Below are 16248 nucleotides of genomic sequence, written 5' to 3'. Positions count from 1 at the left end.
CCCTCCCTTTCCGATCGCTTTGCAGTCATCCGGCCGGAAAAGGGAGATCTCCGTCACCCCGCGGGAAGATCGCGGCGGGAGACGGGGCGCGCGGGCGCCCGGCGTGTCGGTACCGCCCGTTAGGCTTCTGAACGTGGCAGATCCGGCGACCTACCGACCCGCACCGGGCTCGATCCCGGAGTCCCCCGGGGTGTACCGCTTCCGCGACGAACACGGCCGGGTCATCTACGTGGGCAAGGCGAAGAACCTGCGCTCGCGGCTGAACTCCTACTTCGCCGACTTCTCCGCCCTGCATCCGCGCACGCAGACGATGGTGCAGACCGCCGCCCGCGTCGACTGGACGGTCGTCGGCACCGAGGTCGAAGCCCTCCAGCTGGAGTACTCCTGGATCAAGGAGTTCGACCCCCGGTTCAACGTCCGCTACCGCGACGACAAGTCGTATCCGTATCTCGCCGTCACCCTGAACGAGGAGTTCCCGAGGGTGATGGTGATGCGGGGCGCCAAGAAGAAGGGCGTCCGCTACTTCGGGCCGTACTCCCACGCGTGGGCGATCCGGGAGACGGTCGACCAGCTGCTGCGCGTGTTCCCCGTCCGGACGTGCAGCGCCGGCGTGTTCAAGCGGCAGCACCAGCTCGGCCGCCCCTGCCTGCTCGGCTACATCGGCAAGTGCTCGGCGCCCTGTGTCGGCCGCGTCTCCCCGGCCGGGCACCGCCTGCTCGCCGAGGACTTCTGCGATTTCATGGCAGGGGAGACCGGCCGGTTCATCAAGCGTCTCGAACGCGACATGCGCGAGGCCGCCGCGGCCCAGGAGTACGAGCGCGCCGCCCGGCTCCGCGACGACATCCGCGCCCTGGAACGCGCGCTGGAGAAGCAGGCGGTCGTCCTCGCCGACACCACCGACTGCGACATGGTCGCCTTCGCCGAGGACGAACTGGAGGCGGCCGTCCAGGTGTTCTACGTGCGGGGCGGCCGCATCCGCGGGCAGCGCGGCTGGGTCGTCGACAAGGTCGAGGACGTCACGACGGCCGACCTGGTCGAGCACTTCCTCACCCAGATCTACGGCGAGAGCGAGGCGGTGCCGCGCGAGGTCCTGGTCCCCGCGCTGCCGCCCGAGGAGCACGCGATGACCGAGCTGCTGGCGGAGCGGCGCGGCGGGCCCGTCCGGCTGCGCGTCCCGCAGCGCGGCGACAAGAAGGCCCTGCTGGACACGGTCGCGCGCAACGCCCAGGAGGCGCTCAAGCAGCACAAGACGCGCCGCGCGTCCGACCTGACCACCCGGAGCCGGGCGCTCCAGGAGATCCAGGACGCCCTGGAGCTGGACGAGGCGCCGCTGCGCATCGAGTGCTACGACGTCTCCAACCTGCAGGGGACGAACGTGGTCGCGTCCATGGTCGTGTTCGAGGACGGGCTGGCCCGCAAGAGCGAGTACCGCAGGTTCACGATCAAGGCGGTCGAGGGGCAGGACGACGTCCGCTCCATCCACGAGGTGATCACCCGGAGGTTCCGCCGCTACCTCGCCGAGAGCGAGAAGACGGGGGAGCTCGGCCACCTCGGCGACCCCGCCGAGGCGGTCGCAGCCGGGGCGGCCGCGGGGGACGCCGGAGGGGAGGAGGGCGCGCATCAGCCGATCGACCCGGAGACCGGCAAACCGCGCAAGTTCGCCTACCCGCCCAACCTGGTGCTCGTCGACGGCGGCCCGCCGCAGGTCGCCGCCGCCCAGCGCGCCCTCGACGAGCTGGGCGTGGACGACATCGCGGTCTGCGGCATCGCCAAGCGGCTGGAGGAGCTGTGGCTCCCCGGCGAGGACGACCCGGTCATCCTGCCGCGCAACAGCGAGGGCATGTTCCTCGTCCAGCGGGTACGCGACGAGGCGCATCGTTTCGCCATCACCTTCCACCGGCAGCGGCGGTCCAAGTCCATGACGGTCAGCGAACTCGATAACGTTCCGGGTCTGGGCCCGGCGCGGCGCGCGGCGCTGCTGAAACACTTCGGCTCGCTGAAACGGCTGAAGGACGCGACGCCCGAGCAGGTCGCCGAGGTCCCGGGGATAGGCAGGCGCAGCGCCGAGGGGATCGTCGCGGCACTGCACGGCGCGGCCGCTCCGGCGGGCGACGGCGCGGGCGACGGGGAGCACAGGGGGAGACGGGCATGACCAGCGAGACCAAGATCCCGGACATCGTGATCGTCACCGGTATGTCGGGGGCGGGCCGCAGCACCGCGGCCAAGTCCCTGGAGGACCTCGACTGGTTCGTGGTCGACAACCTGCCGCCCGGGCTGCTCGCCACGATGGCCGACCTCGGCGGCCGGGTGAAGAACGCGGTGCCCCGCATCGCCGTCGTCGTGGACGTCCGCAGCCGCGCGTTCACCGAGGACCTGCACTCCTCGATCGCCGAGCTGGAGGCGCGCGGCGTTCACCCGCGGGTGGTGTTCCTGGAGGCGAGCGACGCCGACCTGGTGCGCCGGTTCGAAAGCGTCCGGCGCCCGCACCCGCTGCAGGGCGACGGACGCCTCGTGGACGGCATCGCCCGCGAACGCGAACTCGTCCGTGAGGTCCGCGCCGAGGCCGACCTGGTGATCGACACCAGCGGCCTCAACGTGCACGAGCTGCGCAACAAGATCATCGGCTTCTTCGGCAACGACACCGGGGAGTCCAGCCTGCGCGCGACCGTCGTGTCGTTCGGCTACAAGTACGGCCTGCCGGTGGACGCCGACCTCGTCGTCGACTGCCGGTTCCTGCCGAACCCGCACTGGGTGCCGGAGCTGCGGCCGAAGACGGGCCGCGACACCGCCGTCCGCGACTACGTCCTCGGGCAGCGCGGCGCGAAGGAGTTCCTGGACGCCTACGCCGAGGTCCTGCGCCTCCTCGCCGACGGCTACGAGCGCGAGGGCAAGCACTACGTGACGCTCGCCGTGGGATGCACCGGCGGAAAACACCGTAGTGTTGCCATGGCGGAGCAGATCGCCGCCCGGCTGCGGGACGAGGGCATCGAGGTGCAGGTCGCCCACCGTGACCTCGGCCGCGAGTGACAGCCCGTGCCGGGGTCCGGCGCGGACCCCGGACGAGGAGAGAAACGGCACGGTGAAGCCCCCTGGCCCGAAGGCCGGTCCGAAGGTCGTCGCGCTCGGCGGGGGCCACGGCCTGTACGCCTCGCTGTCGGCGCTGCGCCGCGTCACCGACCGGCTGACCGCCGTCGTCACCGTCGCCGACGACGGCGGCTCCAGCGGGCGGCTCCGCCGCGAGCTCGGCGTGCTGCCGCCCGGCGACCTGCGGATGGCGCTCGCCGCCCTCTGCGGCGACGACGAATGGGGGCAGACCTGGCGGGACGTCGTCCAGCACCGGTTCCGCAGCGAGGGCGACCTGAAGGACCACGCCGTCGGCAATCTGCTGATCGTCGCGCTGTGGGAGCTGCTCGGCGGTGCGGGCCCGGCCGGCGCCACCGTCGCGGGTCTCGACTGGGTCGGCCGGCTGCTCGGCGCGCACGGCCGGGTGCTGCCGATGGCGGCCGTCCCGATGGACATCGTCGCCGAGGTGCGCGGCGCCGACCCGTCCCGTCCCGACCGGATCACGCATGTCAAAGGGCAGGTGGCGTGCGCGAAGACGCCCGGCAGCGTGCTCGGGGTGTCGCTCGTGCCGGCCGACCCGCCGGCGTGCCCGGAGACGCTCGCCGCCGTCGAGGCCGCCGACTGGGTCGTGTTCGGCCCCGGCTCCTGGTTCACCAGCGTCCTGCCGCACCTGAAGGTGCCCGCGCTGGCCCGCGCCCTCACCACCTGCCGCGCCCGCCGCATCGTCGCGCTGAACCTGGCGCCGCAGCCCGGCGAGACCGACGACTTCTCGCCGCAGACCCACCTGGAGGTCCTGCAGGCGCACGCCCCGGATCTGCGCGTCGACGTGGTCCTCGCCGACCGCGGCGTGGTGGACGATCCGGCGGCGCTCGACAAGGCCGTCCAGGCCCTCGGCGGACGGCTCGTCCTCGCCGACGTCGCCGCCGATGACGGCTCGCCGCGCCATGAACCCGCCCGGCTGGCCCAAGCCTTCGTACAGATATTCACCGAGTGACGACCCGCGGGGCCGGGATCGGCCACACTGCTGGAAGTCCGATAGGGGGAGGGTTCACCAGATGGCGATGACCGGGGTGGTCAAGGACGAGCTGAGCAGGCTCACGGTCATGAAGCCGTGCTGCCGCAAGGCCGAGGTCTCGACGCTGCTGCGTTTCGCGGGCGGCCTGCACCTGGTCAGCGGACGCATCGTGATCGAGGCCGAGATCGACACCGGCGTGGCGGCACGGCGCCTGATCAAGGACATCGCGGAGGTGTTCGGGCACACCTCCGAGGTCGTCGTGCTCGCGCCGAGCGGCCTGCGCAAGGGCAACCGCTACGTCGTCCGCGTCTTCCGGGACGGCGAGTCCCTCGCCCGGCAGACCGGTCTCATCGACAACAACGGCCGGCCCGTCCGCGGCCTGCCCCGGCACGTCGTCGCGGGCGCGGCCTGCGACGCCGAGTCGGCCTGGCGCGGCGCGTTCCTCGCGCACGGCTCCCTCACCGAACCGGGGCGCTCCATGTCGCTGGAGGTGACCTGCCCGGGCCCGGAGGCGGCGCTCGCCCTCGTCGGCGCCGCCCGCCGCCTCAAGATCCACGCCAAGGCCCGGGAGGTGCGCGGCATCGACCGCGTCGTCGTCCGCGACGGCGACGCCATCAGCGCCCTGCTCACCCGGCTCGGCGCCCATGACAGCGTCCTCGCCTGGGAGGAGCGCCGGATGCGCCGCGAGGTCCGCGCGACCGCCAACCGGCTCGCCAACTTCGACGACGCCAACCTGCGCCGCTCCGCCCGCGCCGCCGTCGCCGCCGGCGCCCGCGTCGCCCGCGCCCTGGAGATCCTCGGTGACGAGGCCCCCGAGCACCTCGTCAAGGCCGGCCGTCTCCGCCTGGAGCACAAGCAGGCGTCCCTGGAGGAACTCGGCCAGCTCGCCGAACCGCCGCTCACCAAGGACGCCATCGCCGGCCGTATCCGCCGCCTGCTCGCCATGGCCGACAAACGCGCGAGCGACCAGGGCATCCCCGGCACCGAAGCCAACCTGACCGCGGACATGCTCGCGCAGTGACCCGCCGCGCGCTCAGCCGAGGCGGCGGAGCGTACCGTCGGCGGCGGCCTCCACCACGAGCCGGCGGCCGGCGAACGCGGTGTCGACGCGGACCCCGCCGTCCCGCCGGATCGTGATCAGCGGCTGCGGCGGGGCGGCGTCCCGGACGGGAGCGATCAGTGTCAGGATCCGGGTCCGCCGGCCCCGCGCCGGCAGGGACACCACCGGCGCGGCGACCCTGGTGCGGTGGGACGGGGCGATCCAGCCCTGCCGCGGGGTGCGGCTCCCGCGGACGACCCGGGCCGGTTCGGACGCTGTGCCTGGCAGCGGGATCCGCAGGAAGCGGACGCGGACGTCGCCGGCGGTGGCCACGGCGCCGGCCCCGTCCGCCGCGGCGGAGAAGTCCGCCGGCAGATGCCAGAGCTGGTCCACGGTGCGCGTTCGGCGGGACCGCGCCTCGTCCAGCACGACGAGCGCGTCGGGGCCGGCCGCGGCCAGCACCGACCGGGTCCGCCTCGTTCCGGTGAAGGCGGTGTCGGAGAAGCGGAAGGTGTCGGCGCCGCGCCGGAACCGGTGGCCGGTCAACGCCGTGGCGGCGCCCGCCCGGAAGGGCGCGTCCCGGACGACGAGGGTGTTGTGCGCCTCGGGGGACTGCAGCCACGCCCGCCACGCGGGATCGTTGTAGCCGATGTGCCCGCTCGGCACGAGGAGGCTGCGGCCGAGGGCGTAGAAGGTGAGCGCCATGTGGTCGCTCTGGCCGTGCACGTACCGGCCGGGCCCGAACCGGGCCGTGTACGCCATCTCCTGCGTGTAGGGACGGTCGCCCGTGCCCCAGCCGGACCGGCCCATCACATAGCCGGCGTCGTAGATCTTCACCCGCTCCCCGGGCGGCGTCCCCTCCCTGCCCAGCGTGGCCGCGTACCTGAGCGGCCCGCTGCCGAGGCGGCCGATGGCGGACGCCTTCGCCGCATGCGATTCGCCGATCTGGAGCAGGTCCCCGCCCGGGGTGACCTGGAACGCGATGAACTCGTCCATCAGCCGGTGCCTGCGGACGAGTTCGGCGGGGACCGGCCGGCGGCAGTTGCGCATGACCTTCATCACCAGCCCCCACCGGGACCGGTTGTAGACGCTGTAGCCGGTGGACTGCTCGGTGCTCGCGCCCTGCGCGTCGATCGCGGGCGGGGCTCCGCCCGGCGGGTGGAACACCGCGTCCAGGAGCCGCCGCCGGCCGAGGTCGGCGAGGTCGGTGCGGCCGGTCGCGCAGCCCGCCGACATGAGCGTCATCGACTCGTCGGTGCCGTGGTTCCACGGGCCCGCGTAGTTCTCGGGGCGGGCCAGCCATTCCGCGTGCCGGGCGATCGCCTCGTCCAGCCAGGGCGCGGCCAGGTGCCGGCGCAGGCATACCAGCGTGATCAGGCGGAACTTGACGCTCTCGGCGATGGCGTCCTGCCGGCCCTTTCCGAAACGGCCGGGGCCCCGGTTGTCGGCCAGCCAGTCCTGCGCGATCCCCGTCGCCGTGGCGAGCGCCGCGCGGTCCCCGGTCCGCTCGTACTCCCTGACGGAGCCGCCGAGCCATTCGAGGGAGTGGAACCACAGCTGCCAGCTCCGGTCGTGGTAGGGGTTCAGGTTCCAGTCGACGTCGGTGCCGCGTGCGACCCGCACCGGTGCGCCGTCGGGTGTTCTGAACCGGCCCGCGCGGACCTGCGCGGCCGGGTTCAGGCCGTCCAGCCCGTTGTAGCCGAGGCAGGTCCCCTGCGGCGTCCGGGGCGTCGCGGCGGCGGCCACCACCCCGGTCTTCGATGGCTCCCCGGGGTGCGCGGGACCGCTGCACGCCGCCAGCATCAGCAGCAGGACCCATCCGGCATGGCGTCCATCCCCTGCTCGAACTCTCATATGACGGAGAGTGACCGTTCACCTCACGACGGTCATCACCCTGAGTGACAGTAGAGTGAACGGTCGGTGACATCGCCGGGCGCCGAACGCACCCCGGAATCCCCCGCCGGGGGACGGCGGTCTCACTCCCGGATTCCCGCACGGCCGGTGTCGGGCTACCCGGGTGTCATTGGATAGGGTCGAGAGTGGGGGAAACCCCGGATCCACCATGGTTAACAGTCCGGGTCCACTCCGGGCGATACGACGTGAGGGAGAGTCGTTCCGTGACCATCCGAGTAGGCATCAACGGGTTCGGCCGGATCGGCCGCAACTTCTACCGCGCTGTCAAGGCGAGCGGAGCCGACATCGAGGTCGTGGCGGTCAACGACCTGACCGACAACGCCACGCTCGCCCAGCTGCTCAAGTACGACAGCATCCTGGGCCGTTTCCCCGAGGACGTGCACGCCACCGCCGACGAGATCGTCGTGGGCGGCAAGGCCATCAAGGCGTTCGCCGAGCGCGACCCCGCCAACCTGAAGTGGGGCGAGGTCGGCGCCGACGTCGTCGTGGAGTCCACCGGTTTCTTCACCGACGCCACCAAGGCCAAGGTGCACGCCGACAACGGCGCCAAGAAGGTCATCATCTCCGCGCCGGCCAAGAACGAGGACGTCACCCTCGTCCTGGGCGTCAACGACGACCAGTACGACCCGGCCAAGCACACGGTGATCTCCAACGCGTCCTGCACCACCAACTGCCTGGCCCCGCTGGCGAAGGTGCTCCACGACAACTTCGTCATCGAGAAGGGCCTGATGACGACGGTGCACGCCTACACGCAGGACCAGAACCTGCAGGACGCGCCGCACAAGGACCTGCGCCGCGCCCGCGCCGCCGCGCTGAACGTCGTGCCGACCTCCACCGGCGCCGCCAAGGCGATCGGCCTCGTGCTGCCCGAGCTGAAGGGCAAGCTGGACGGCTACGCGCTGCGCGTCCCGGTGCCGACGGGTTCCGCCACCGACCTCACCGTCAACGTGTCCCGCGAGGTCACGGTCGAGGAGGTCAACGAGGCGTACAAGGCCGCCGCCGAGGGCGCGCTCAAGGGCTACCTCACCTACACGGCCGACCCGATCGTCTCCAGCGACATCGTCACCGACCCGGCGTCCTGCATCTTCGACTCCGGGCTGACCAAGGTCATCGGCGACCAGGTCAAGGTCGTCGGCTGGTACGACAACGAGTGGGGCTACTCCAACCGCCTCGTCGACCTCGTCAAGCTCGTCGGCTCGCAGCTCTGACGAAGACCGTCACCGCCGTGGCCGCGCGCCGTATCCCAGATGGGGCGCGCGGCCACGGCATGGCCGTGTACGGAAGGACATCGCATCCCGATGCGCACCATTGACGATCTCGACGTCGCCGGAAAGCGCGTACTCGTCCGGGCCGACCTGAACGTGCCCCTGGAGAACGGCGCGATCACCGACGACGGGCGGATCCGGGCCGGCCTGCCGACGATCGAGGCGCTGCGCGGCCGCGGCGCCAAGGTCATCGTCTGCGCCCACCTCGGCCGCCCCAAGGGCCAGGTCAAGCCCGAACTCTCGCTGGCCCCCGTCGCGCGGCGGCTCGGCGAACTGCTCGGTACGGACGTGGCGTTCGCCTCCGACGTCGTCGGCGACTCCGCCCGCGCCGCCGCCGGCGGCCTCGCGGACGGCGGCGTCGCGCTGCTGGAGAACCTGCGCTTCGAGCCGGGCGAGACCGGCAAGGACGACGCCGAGCGCGGCGCCTTCGCCGACCGGCTCGCCGCCCTCGCCGAGATCTACGTCGGGGACGGCTTCGGCGCCGTGCACCGCAGGCACGCGTCCGTCTACGACGTGCCGCAGCGGCTCCCGCACGCCGCCGGGGGGCTGATCGCCGCCGAGGTCGAGGTGCTGAAGAAGCTCACCGAGGACGTCGAACGCCCCTACGCGGTCGTGCTCGGCGGGTCCAAGGTGTCCGACAAGCTCGGCGTGATCGACAACCTGCTCGGCAAGGCCGACCGCATCCTGATCGGCGGCGGCATGGTGTTCACCTTCCTCAAGGCCCAGGGGCACGAGGTCGGCAAGAGCCTCCTGGAAGAGGATCAGCTCGACACCGTCCGCGCGTACCTGCGGCGGGCCGAGGAGACGGGCGTGGAGTTCGTCCTGCCCGTCGACATCGTCGCGGCCGCGGCGTTCGCGGCCGACGCCGACCATGCCGTGGTCGCCGCCGACGCGATCCCGGCCGACCGGCTCGGCCTCGACATCGGCCCCGAGTCCGGCAAGCTGTTCGCCTCCCGCCTCGCCGGCGCCCGGACGGTGTTCTGGAACGGCCCGATGGGCGTGTTCGAGATGGAGCCGTACTCGCACGGCACCCGTGCCGTCGCGCAGGGGCTCATCGACTCCGGCGCGTTCACCGTCGTCGGCGGCGGCGACTCCGCCGCGGCCGTCCGGCGGCTCGGCTTCGACGAGGCCGCCTTCTCCCACATCTCGACCGGCGGCGGCGCCAGCCTCGAATACCTCGAAGGCAAGACGCTGCCCGGCCTGCAGGCTCTGGAGGACTGACCAATGGCCCCCGCGACCCCTTCCCGTAAGCCGCTGATGGCCGGCAACTGGAAGATGAACAACAACCACCTTGAGGCGATCGCGCTCATCCAGAAGATGGCGTTCGCGCTCAAGGACGCCGACTACGAGGCCGTGGACGTCGCCGTGATGCCGCCGTTCACCGCGCTCCGCTCGGCGCAGACCCTCATCGAGGCCGACAAGTACCCGATCCAGTACGGCGCGCAGGACGTCTCCCCGCACGCCTCCGGCGCCTACACCGGCGAGATCTCCGCCGCGATGCTGGCCAAGCTCGGCTGCACCTACGCCATCGTCGGGCACTCCGAGCGGCGCCAGTACCACGCCGAGGACGACGCCACCGTCAACGCCAAGGCCAGGGCCGCGCTCGGCGCCGACCTCACCCCGATCCTGTGCGTGGGCGAGGGGCTGGAGGTCCGCAAGGCCGGCGAGCACGTCCCGCACGTCCTCGCGCAGATCGACGGCGGGCTGGAGAAGATCCCCGCCGACCAGGCGCGGCGCATCGTGATCGCCTACGAGCCCGTCTGGGCCATCGGCACCGGCGAGGTCGCCACCCCGCAGGACGCGCAGGAGGTCTGCGCCGCCATCCGCACGCGGCTCGCCGAACTGTACGACGGCGGGCTGGCCGACGAGGTGCGTATCCTGTACGGCGGCTCGGTCAAGGGCGGCAACATCGCCAAGCTCATGGCGCAGGACGACGTGGACGGCGCGTTGGTCGGTGGTGCCAGCCTGGACCCGGGAGAGTTCGTCAAAATCTGCCGGTACCGGGATCTCCCGGCCTGAGCAACCTGATCAATTCTGTGTGAACTGGGGGTTCTTGCCGAACCAGCGGGTCATTCGTCGTACCCTTCGTAGCTGACGGGTAAACCGCCCGGCCGGACCCTCCGTCCCGACCTACAGACAAGGCGCTGAAGAATCGTGATCATCGCAACGTCCATCGTGCTCATCATCACGAGCCTGCTGATGGTGGTCCTCGTCCTGATGCACAAGGGCAAGGGCGGCGGCCTCTCGGACATGTTCGGCGGCGGTGTCTCGTCGTCCCTCGGCGGCTCGTCCGTGGTCGAGCGCAACCTCGACCGGCTGACGATCGGCGTAGGGATTCTCTGGTTCGCCTCGATCGTCGTGCTCGGACTGCTGTTCAAGCACAAGGGCGTCGGCTGAGCCACCGTCTGAACACATGCGAGCGCCGCGCCGTCCTCGAAGGTCACGGGCGGCGGCGGAACACCGAGCGAGGAGTTATCCGTGGGTAGTGGCAACGCGATCCGGGGCAGCCGTGTCGGGGCCGGTCCGATGGGAGAGGCGGAGCGCGGCGACGCCGCCCCCCGTGTCTGGGTGACCTTCTACTGCGCCAACCGGCACGAGACCCGGCCCAGCTTCGCGACGGACGTCGCGGTTCCCGAGACGTGGGACTGCCCGCGCTGCGGGTTCCCCGCCGGTCAGGACGCGGAGAACCCGCCGGCGCCGCCGAAGACCGAGCCGTACAAGACGCACCTGGCGTACGTGAAGGAGCGGCGCAGCGACGAGGACGGCGAGGCCATTCTCGAAGAGGCCCTCGCCAAGCTCCGCCAGAAGCGCGCCGCCGTCAGGCAGGCCATGGAAGCCGCGGCCCGCTGACCGGACCGCCACGGCCCGGCTCCCTCGGGGGGCCGGGCCGCGCCGTCTTCGTTTCGCTATGATGGCGCGCACGTGACTGGCGCAGTCAAGGTGGAGACGACCACCGGGGAGCGAATCTAGTCCGCACGCCGCGCGCCTGGGTGTACGGGCCCCAGGCCGGGGCGCCCGAAAGTCCCGGCGCGAGCAGCGCGGAGGCTCATGATGCACGAACCGCCCGTTCCCCATCTGCGGAGCCAGGACCCCGAGATCGCCGGGCTGGTGGAGGCCGAGGGCCGCCGCCAGTACGAGAAGATCCGGCTGATCGCCTCGGAGAACTACGTGTCGCCGGCCGTCCTGGAGGCCACCGGGTCGGTCCTGACGAACAAGTACTCCGAGGGCTACGCGGGCAGGCGGTACTACGAGGGCCAGCAGAACGTCGACCCGATCGAGCTGCTGGCCATCCGGCGGGCGAAGGAGGTGTTCGGTGTCGAGCACGCCAACGTCCAGCCGTACTCGGGCTCGCCCGCGAACCTCGCCGTCTACATGGCGTTCCTGGAGCCCGGCGACCCCGTGATGGGCCTGTCGCTGCCGATGGGCGGGCACCTCACGCACGGCTGGTCGGTGTCGGCCACCGGCAAGTGGTTCCGTCCCGTCCGCTACGACGTGCGCGCCGACACCGGGCGCGTCGATATGGACCAGGTGCGCGACCTGGCGCTCAGGGAGCGGCCGAAGCTGATCTGGTGCGGCGGCACCGCGATCCCGCGGACGATCGACTTCCCCGCGTTCGCGGAGATCGCCCGCGAGGTCGGCGCGGTGCTCGCCGCCGACATCGCGCACATCGCCGGCCTGATCGCGGGGGGCGCGCATCCGTCCCCGGTCGGCCACGCGGATGTGATCTCCACGACCACGCACAAGACGCTGCGCGGCCCGCGCGGCGCGATGATCATGTCGACGGCGGAGCATGCGCAGGCGATCGACAAGGCCGTCTTCCCCGGCCTGCAGGGCGGTCCGCACGACCACACGACCGCCGCGATCGCCGTCGCGCTGCGGGAGGCCGCCCAGCCGGACTTCTCCCGGTACGCCCGGCAGGTCGTCGCGAACGCGCAGGTCCTGGCCGCCGCGCTGATCGACCGCGGCTACGACCTGATCTCCGGCGGCACCGACAACCATCTCCTGCTCATCGATCTGACGAACAAGGGCGTCGCGGGCAAGCCCGCCGCGCAGGCCCTCGACCGCGCGGGGATCGAGCTGAACTACAACGCCGTCCCGTTCGATCCGCGCAAGCCGTTCGACCCGTCCGGGCTGCGGATCGGTACCGCCGCGATCACCACCCGCGGGCTCGGCGAGGAGCAGATGCCGCAGCTCGCGGAGTGGATCGACGAGGTCGTGCAGGCCGTCGCCAAGCGGGACGAGACGGTCGCCGCGCGGGTCGCCGGGCAGGTCCGGGAACTGCTCGCCGCCTACCCGATGCCCGGCTGGACGCCCACGCCCTAGGCGCGGCGCAGAATCGTGATCATGCGCCAGGCTTCGGGGGCGGTGAGGGCCACGGCGTCCTCACCGCCCCCGAAGTCGCCGTACCTCGCGGCCACGCCGAGACCGCCGGCGAGACGGATCGCGGCGTCCAGTTCGGTCGCGGTCCAGAAGCGGTAGGGGACGACGTCGCGGAGCACCCGCGTCCCGCCGCCGTCCGTGATCGTCATCGTGACATGGTCGTCGGCGATCTGCGTCACCGGGTCCAGCCGGTCGGACGGCTCGCCCCAGCGGACGCTCGCCCGGACGCCGCCGCGTTCGACCGTCCAGCCGGTGCTGACGCTCGGATCGTCGCCCAGCCGGTCCCGGGGATGCGACATCTCCACCACGTAGAGGCCGCCGGGGGACAGGTGCGCGGCGACGCGGCGCAGGTGCGCGACGAACGCGTCCAGCGTCATCAGATGGGATGTGGAGTCGAGCATCGTCACCACGAGGTCGAACCGGCGGCCCAGGTCGAACCGGGTCATGTCGTCCTGCACGACCTCGATCCGGGCACCGGCGCGGGCGGCGTAGGCGCACATCGCCGGGTTCAGGTCGAGCGCCGTCGCGGCCAGGCCGCGGCGCGCGAACTCGCGGGCGTGCTCGGCGGGCCCGGCGGCCAGCTCCAGCACCGACGCGGGCCTCGCGCCCAGCTCGGCGCACCAGCCCAGCAGGACGTCCACCTCCGCCGCCACATCCCGGAACGAGCACGCCAGCTCGTACGCCCACGGATCGTCATAGATGCCGCTCACCCGGCCATCCTGCCAGTGTGCGCGTGTTACGCGGACGCCATGTCATCCTGCGCCGGGGGTTTCACATTCCGGACCGGGGGTTGAGCCGCCCGCGCCGACCGCCTAGCGTGCGGTAAGTGATCGACCCCGTGAGCGGTGAGCATGTCAACAATCGACCGTGGCGCGGCTCGTCCCCGGCCAGGCTGCCGCTGCTGCTCCCCGGTTCGCTCAGCGACGAGCAGCGAACGGTCTATGAGGCGGTGACGGGCGGCCCCCGCGCCGATGACCCCAACCCGCCCTTCGACCTGGCCGACGACATCGGACGGCTCCACGGCCCCTTCAACGCCATGCTCTACAGCCCGTCCGTCGGCCTGCCCCTGCAGGACCTCGGCGCCGCGCTGCGGTTCCGGACGGCGTTCACCAGGCGCGAGCGGGAGATCGCCACGCTGGTCGTCGCCGCGCACGTCCGGTCCGACTACGAGTGGTACGCGCACGAGCGGATCGGCCGCCGCCACGGCCTCACCGACGAGGAGATCGACGCGGTGCGGGAGGGCCGCGCGCCCCTGCTCGGCGACGTCCGCGAACGCGTCGTGTACGAGGCGGCCCGGCAGCTCGCCGCCGAGGACGACCTCGCCGACGCCGTGTTCACCGAGGCGGTCGCGACACTCGGCCGCGCCGCCGTCGTCGAGCTGGTCACGCTCGTCGGCTACTACAAGGCGCTCGCGCTGCAGCTCCGCGTGTTCCGGGTCGGTCTCCCGGACGGCGAGGACGCGCCCGAGTGGCCCGTGGAGGCCGCGCATGACTGAGCTGCTGCGCACGGTGCGGCTCGCGCTGCGGCCGGTGTCGATGCGCGACCACCGCGCGCTGCTGACGCACTGGACGGGCCCGCTCGTCCGGCGCCACCTGTTCGACGACCAGGTGGTCACGGCCGTCCAGGTCAGCGAGATCATCGAGGCCAGCGAGCGGGACTTCGCGACCGAGGGCTACGGGCTGTGGGCCCTGCGCACCGCGCGGCGGTCCGCCGGGATCGACGCGGCCGCCCCGGGCGACCCGCTGATCGGCGTCGCCGGGCTCAGCCACCACGAGGGGCCGCTCGGCCACGGCGTGGACGTCGAGATCCTCTACAGCCTGGAGCCGGAGCACTGGGGCCAGGGCCTGGCCGCCGAGGCGTCCCGCGCGGTGCTCGACTACGCGTTCGGGGTGGTCGGCGTGCACCGGATCACCGCCGAGATCGACATGGCGAACACGGCCTCGGCGGAGATCGCCCAGCAGCTCGGCATGCGGCGGTGGCGGGACGGGCCGGCCGGACCCGACGGTGCCGCCTACTATGCCGCCGACCGCTCCCGTTGGATCGGATCCCGTCGAATCCTCGACGTTTTCCCATGAAATCCGTTGCCTCCTGTTGATTTTGCTGCGGAATACAGCAGGATGGGCGCATGAGCTCCTCGTCTGGCCGGGCGCCCCTCGCCCCCGGCTTCGCCAACGGCGGCGTGTCCTTCTGGTACCGGGCGGCCGGACGACCCGCGCCCGGCCCGCGGCTCCCCGGCCCGCGCACGGCCGACGTCTGCGTCGTCGGCGCCGGATACACCGGCCTCTGGACCGCCTACTACCTCAAGCGCGCCCGCCCCGACCTGCGGATCGTCGTGCTGGAACGCGAGTTCGCGGGGTTCGGCGCGTCCGGCCGCAACGGCGGCTGGGTGCTGGGGGAGATCGCCGGGTCCCGGGAGCGCTACGCCGCCCGGCACGGCCGTCCGGCCGCGATCGCGTTGCAGCGCGCCATGTTCGGGGCGGTGGACGAGATCGTCCGGGTCGCCGTCGCGGAGGGCATCGACGCCGACCTGGTGAAGGGCGGCGTGCTGCACGTCGCCCGCAACGCCGCCCAGCGCGCCCGGCTCGCCGCCATGGTCGACGAGGCCCGCAGTTGGGGCTGGACGGACGACGATCTCATCCCGCTGCCCGCCGCCGAACGCGACGACCGGCTCCGGGTCGAGGGCGCGACCGGGGCGGCGTGGAGCCCGCACTGCGCCCGCGTCCAGCCCGCCGCGCTCGCCCGCGGCCTCGCATCGGTGGTCAGGGGGCTCGGCGTGGAGATCTACGAGGGGACGCCGGTGATCCGCGTCAGCCCGCGGCGCGGCGGCGCGGCCTCGGCCGTCACGCCGTACGGAACCGTCACCGCCGAGTACGTGCTGCGCGCCACCGAGGGCTTCACCGCCGGCCTGCCGGGGCATCGCCGCGACTGGCTCCCGATGAACAGCTCCATGATCGTCACGACGCCGCTGCCCGCCGTGGCCTGGAAGGAGATCGGCTGGGAGCGCCGCGAACTGCTCGGCGACATGGCCCACTACTACATGTACGCGCAGCGCACCGCCGACGGCCGGATCGCGTTCGGCGGCCGGGGCCGCCCCTACCGCTACGGCTCCCGCATCGACGACGGCGGACGCACCGAACCCGCCACGATCGACGCCCTCTGGACGATGCTGACCGGGATGTTCCCGTCCGTCGCCGACGAGGTCCGCGTCGAGCACGCCTGGTCGGGCGTGCTCGGCGTGCCCCGCGACTGGTGCTCGACCGCCGTCCTCGACCACGAGACCGGGCTCGGCCACGCGGGCGGCTACACCGGGCACGGCGTCGCCGCCGCCAACCTGGCCGGCCGCACCCTCCGCGACCTCGTCCTGCGGGACGACACGCCGCTGACCGCGCTGCCGTGGGTGGGGCGCCGCGTCCGCCGCTGGGAGCCCGAGCCGCTGCGGTGGCTCGGCGTCCATGCGATGTACGCCCTCTACCGGGCCGCCGACGCCCGCGAGACGGCCTCGGCATCGGCGGGCACGTCCCCGCTGGCGCGCGTCGCCGACCGGATCACCGGCCACTGACGGCCCGTTTCGC

General features: G+C 72.5%; 15 protein-coding genes and 1 riboswitch. Of the genes, 13 read left to right on the top strand and 2 right to left on the bottom strand.

The features are described 5' to 3' along the window. Nucleotides 1-133 precede the first annotated feature (133 nt). The 4 genes from uvrC (at nucleotide 134) to whiA (ending at nucleotide 5099) form a co-directional block, all read left to right on the top strand. The gene (gene uvrC, locus ACQP1N_RS19390) at nucleotides 134-2152 is read left to right on the top strand and encodes an excinuclease ABC subunit UvrC (protein WP_067796394.1); all 2019 of its coding nucleotides are present in this window, start codon (nucleotides 134-136) and stop codon (nucleotides 2150-2152) included. Continuing rightward, on the top strand, nucleotides 2149-3027 hold the full coding sequence (rapZ, locus tag ACQP1N_RS19385) for an RNase adapter RapZ (RefSeq protein WP_067796391.1): 879 nt from the start codon (nucleotides 2149-2151) through the stop codon (nucleotides 3025-3027). Before uvrC ends, rapZ begins: the two co-directional genes overlap by 4 nt. 52 nt (nucleotides 3028-3079) lie before the next feature. Beyond that, nucleotides 3080-4057, top strand: coding sequence for a gluconeogenesis factor YvcK family protein (locus ACQP1N_RS19380; protein ID WP_067796388.1), 978 nt, complete (start codon nucleotides 3080-3082; stop codon nucleotides 4055-4057). Nucleotides 4058-4118: 61 nt separating this feature from the next. Beyond that, a complete protein-coding gene (whiA, locus tag ACQP1N_RS19375; protein ID WP_433225745.1) occupies nucleotides 4119-5099 on the top strand; it encodes a DNA-binding protein WhiA in 981 nt (326 codons plus the stop codon). A 12-nt stretch (nucleotides 5100-5111) separates the two neighbouring features. Here the strand turns inward: whiA and ACQP1N_RS19370 are convergent, their stop codons facing one another. Further along, nucleotides 5112-6971: a heparinase II/III domain-containing protein gene (locus ACQP1N_RS19370; RefSeq protein WP_433225743.1), complete on the bottom strand. Its 1860-nt coding sequence runs from the start codon at nucleotides 6969-6971 to the stop codon at nucleotides 5112-5114. 263 nt (nucleotides 6972-7234) lie between these two features. On the opposite strand from ACQP1N_RS19370, the gene gap reads away from it, so the two are divergent. The 6 genes from gap (at nucleotide 7235) to glyA (ending at nucleotide 12619) form a co-directional block, all read left to right on the top strand. After that, nucleotides 7235-8239 (top strand): type I glyceraldehyde-3-phosphate dehydrogenase, encoded by a 1005-nt coding sequence (gap, locus tag ACQP1N_RS19365; RefSeq protein ID WP_067796376.1) that lies wholly within the window; start codon nucleotides 7235-7237, stop codon nucleotides 8237-8239. Between the two features lie 90 nt (nucleotides 8240-8329). Beyond that, nucleotides 8330-9517, top strand: a complete 1188-nt coding sequence (locus ACQP1N_RS19360) for a phosphoglycerate kinase (RefSeq protein ID WP_067796373.1) — start codon at nucleotides 8330-8332, stop codon at nucleotides 9515-9517. Nucleotides 9518-9520: 3 nt separating this feature from the next. Then, entirely contained in the window at nucleotides 9521-10315 is a 795-nt protein-coding gene (gene tpiA, locus ACQP1N_RS19355; RefSeq protein WP_433225740.1) for a triose-phosphate isomerase, read from the top strand. A 135-nt stretch (nucleotides 10316-10450) separates the two neighbouring features. Continuing rightward, nucleotides 10451-10693, top strand: a complete 243-nt coding sequence (gene secG / locus ACQP1N_RS19350) for a preprotein translocase subunit SecG (RefSeq protein WP_067796367.1) — start codon at nucleotides 10451-10453, stop codon at nucleotides 10691-10693. 129 nt (nucleotides 10694-10822) lie between these two features. After that, entirely contained in the window at nucleotides 10823-11146 is a 324-nt protein-coding gene (locus tag ACQP1N_RS19345) for an RNA polymerase-binding protein RbpA (RefSeq protein ID WP_242608653.1), read from the top strand. A 62-nt stretch (nucleotides 11147-11208) separates the two neighbouring features. Beyond that, a riboswitch (ZMP/ZTP riboswitch) is annotated at nucleotides 11209-11295 on the top strand. 49 nt (nucleotides 11296-11344) lie between these two features. Next, nucleotides 11345-12619: a serine hydroxymethyltransferase gene (gene glyA / locus ACQP1N_RS19340; protein ID WP_433225737.1), complete on the top strand. Its 1275-nt coding sequence runs from the start codon at nucleotides 11345-11347 to the stop codon at nucleotides 12617-12619. Here glyA and ACQP1N_RS19335 read toward each other — a convergent pair. After that, nucleotides 12616-13386 carry a class I SAM-dependent methyltransferase gene (locus ACQP1N_RS19335; RefSeq protein WP_433225735.1) on the bottom strand — a complete coding sequence of 257 codons (771 nt, stop codon included), beginning with the start codon at nucleotides 13384-13386 and terminating at the stop codon, nucleotides 12616-12618. The two genes, glyA and ACQP1N_RS19335, sit on opposite strands and share 4 nt — an antisense overlap. A 116-nt stretch (nucleotides 13387-13502) precedes the next feature. Between ACQP1N_RS19335 and ACQP1N_RS19330 the strand changes: the two genes are divergently transcribed. From ACQP1N_RS19330 to ACQP1N_RS19320, 3 genes are read left to right on the top strand one after another with little or no spacing between them, the layout of a single operon-like run. Continuing rightward, entirely contained in the window at nucleotides 13503-14171 is a 669-nt protein-coding gene (locus ACQP1N_RS19330) for a carboxymuconolactone decarboxylase family protein (protein ID WP_084262783.1), read from the top strand. Beyond that, nucleotides 14164-14751 (top strand): GNAT family N-acetyltransferase, encoded by a 588-nt coding sequence (locus ACQP1N_RS19325; protein WP_067796356.1) that lies wholly within the window; start codon nucleotides 14164-14166, stop codon nucleotides 14749-14751. The genes ACQP1N_RS19330 and ACQP1N_RS19325 overlap by 8 nt, the downstream gene beginning before the upstream one ends. A 50-nt stretch (nucleotides 14752-14801) precedes the next feature. Beyond that, nucleotides 14802-16235 carry an NAD(P)/FAD-dependent oxidoreductase gene (locus ACQP1N_RS19320; RefSeq protein WP_433225733.1) on the top strand — a complete coding sequence of 478 codons (1434 nt, stop codon included), beginning with the start codon at nucleotides 14802-14804 and terminating at the stop codon, nucleotides 16233-16235. Nucleotides 16236-16248: the final 13 nt, after the last annotated feature.

The sequence above is a fragment of the Actinomadura formosensis genome (assembly GCF_050948385.1).
Classification (GTDB): Bacteria; Actinomycetota; Actinomycetes; order Streptosporangiales; family Streptosporangiaceae; genus Spirillospora; species Spirillospora formosensis.
Note: the sequence above shows the minus strand (reverse complement) of the source record. Positions and strands in the feature narration are given on the sequence as shown.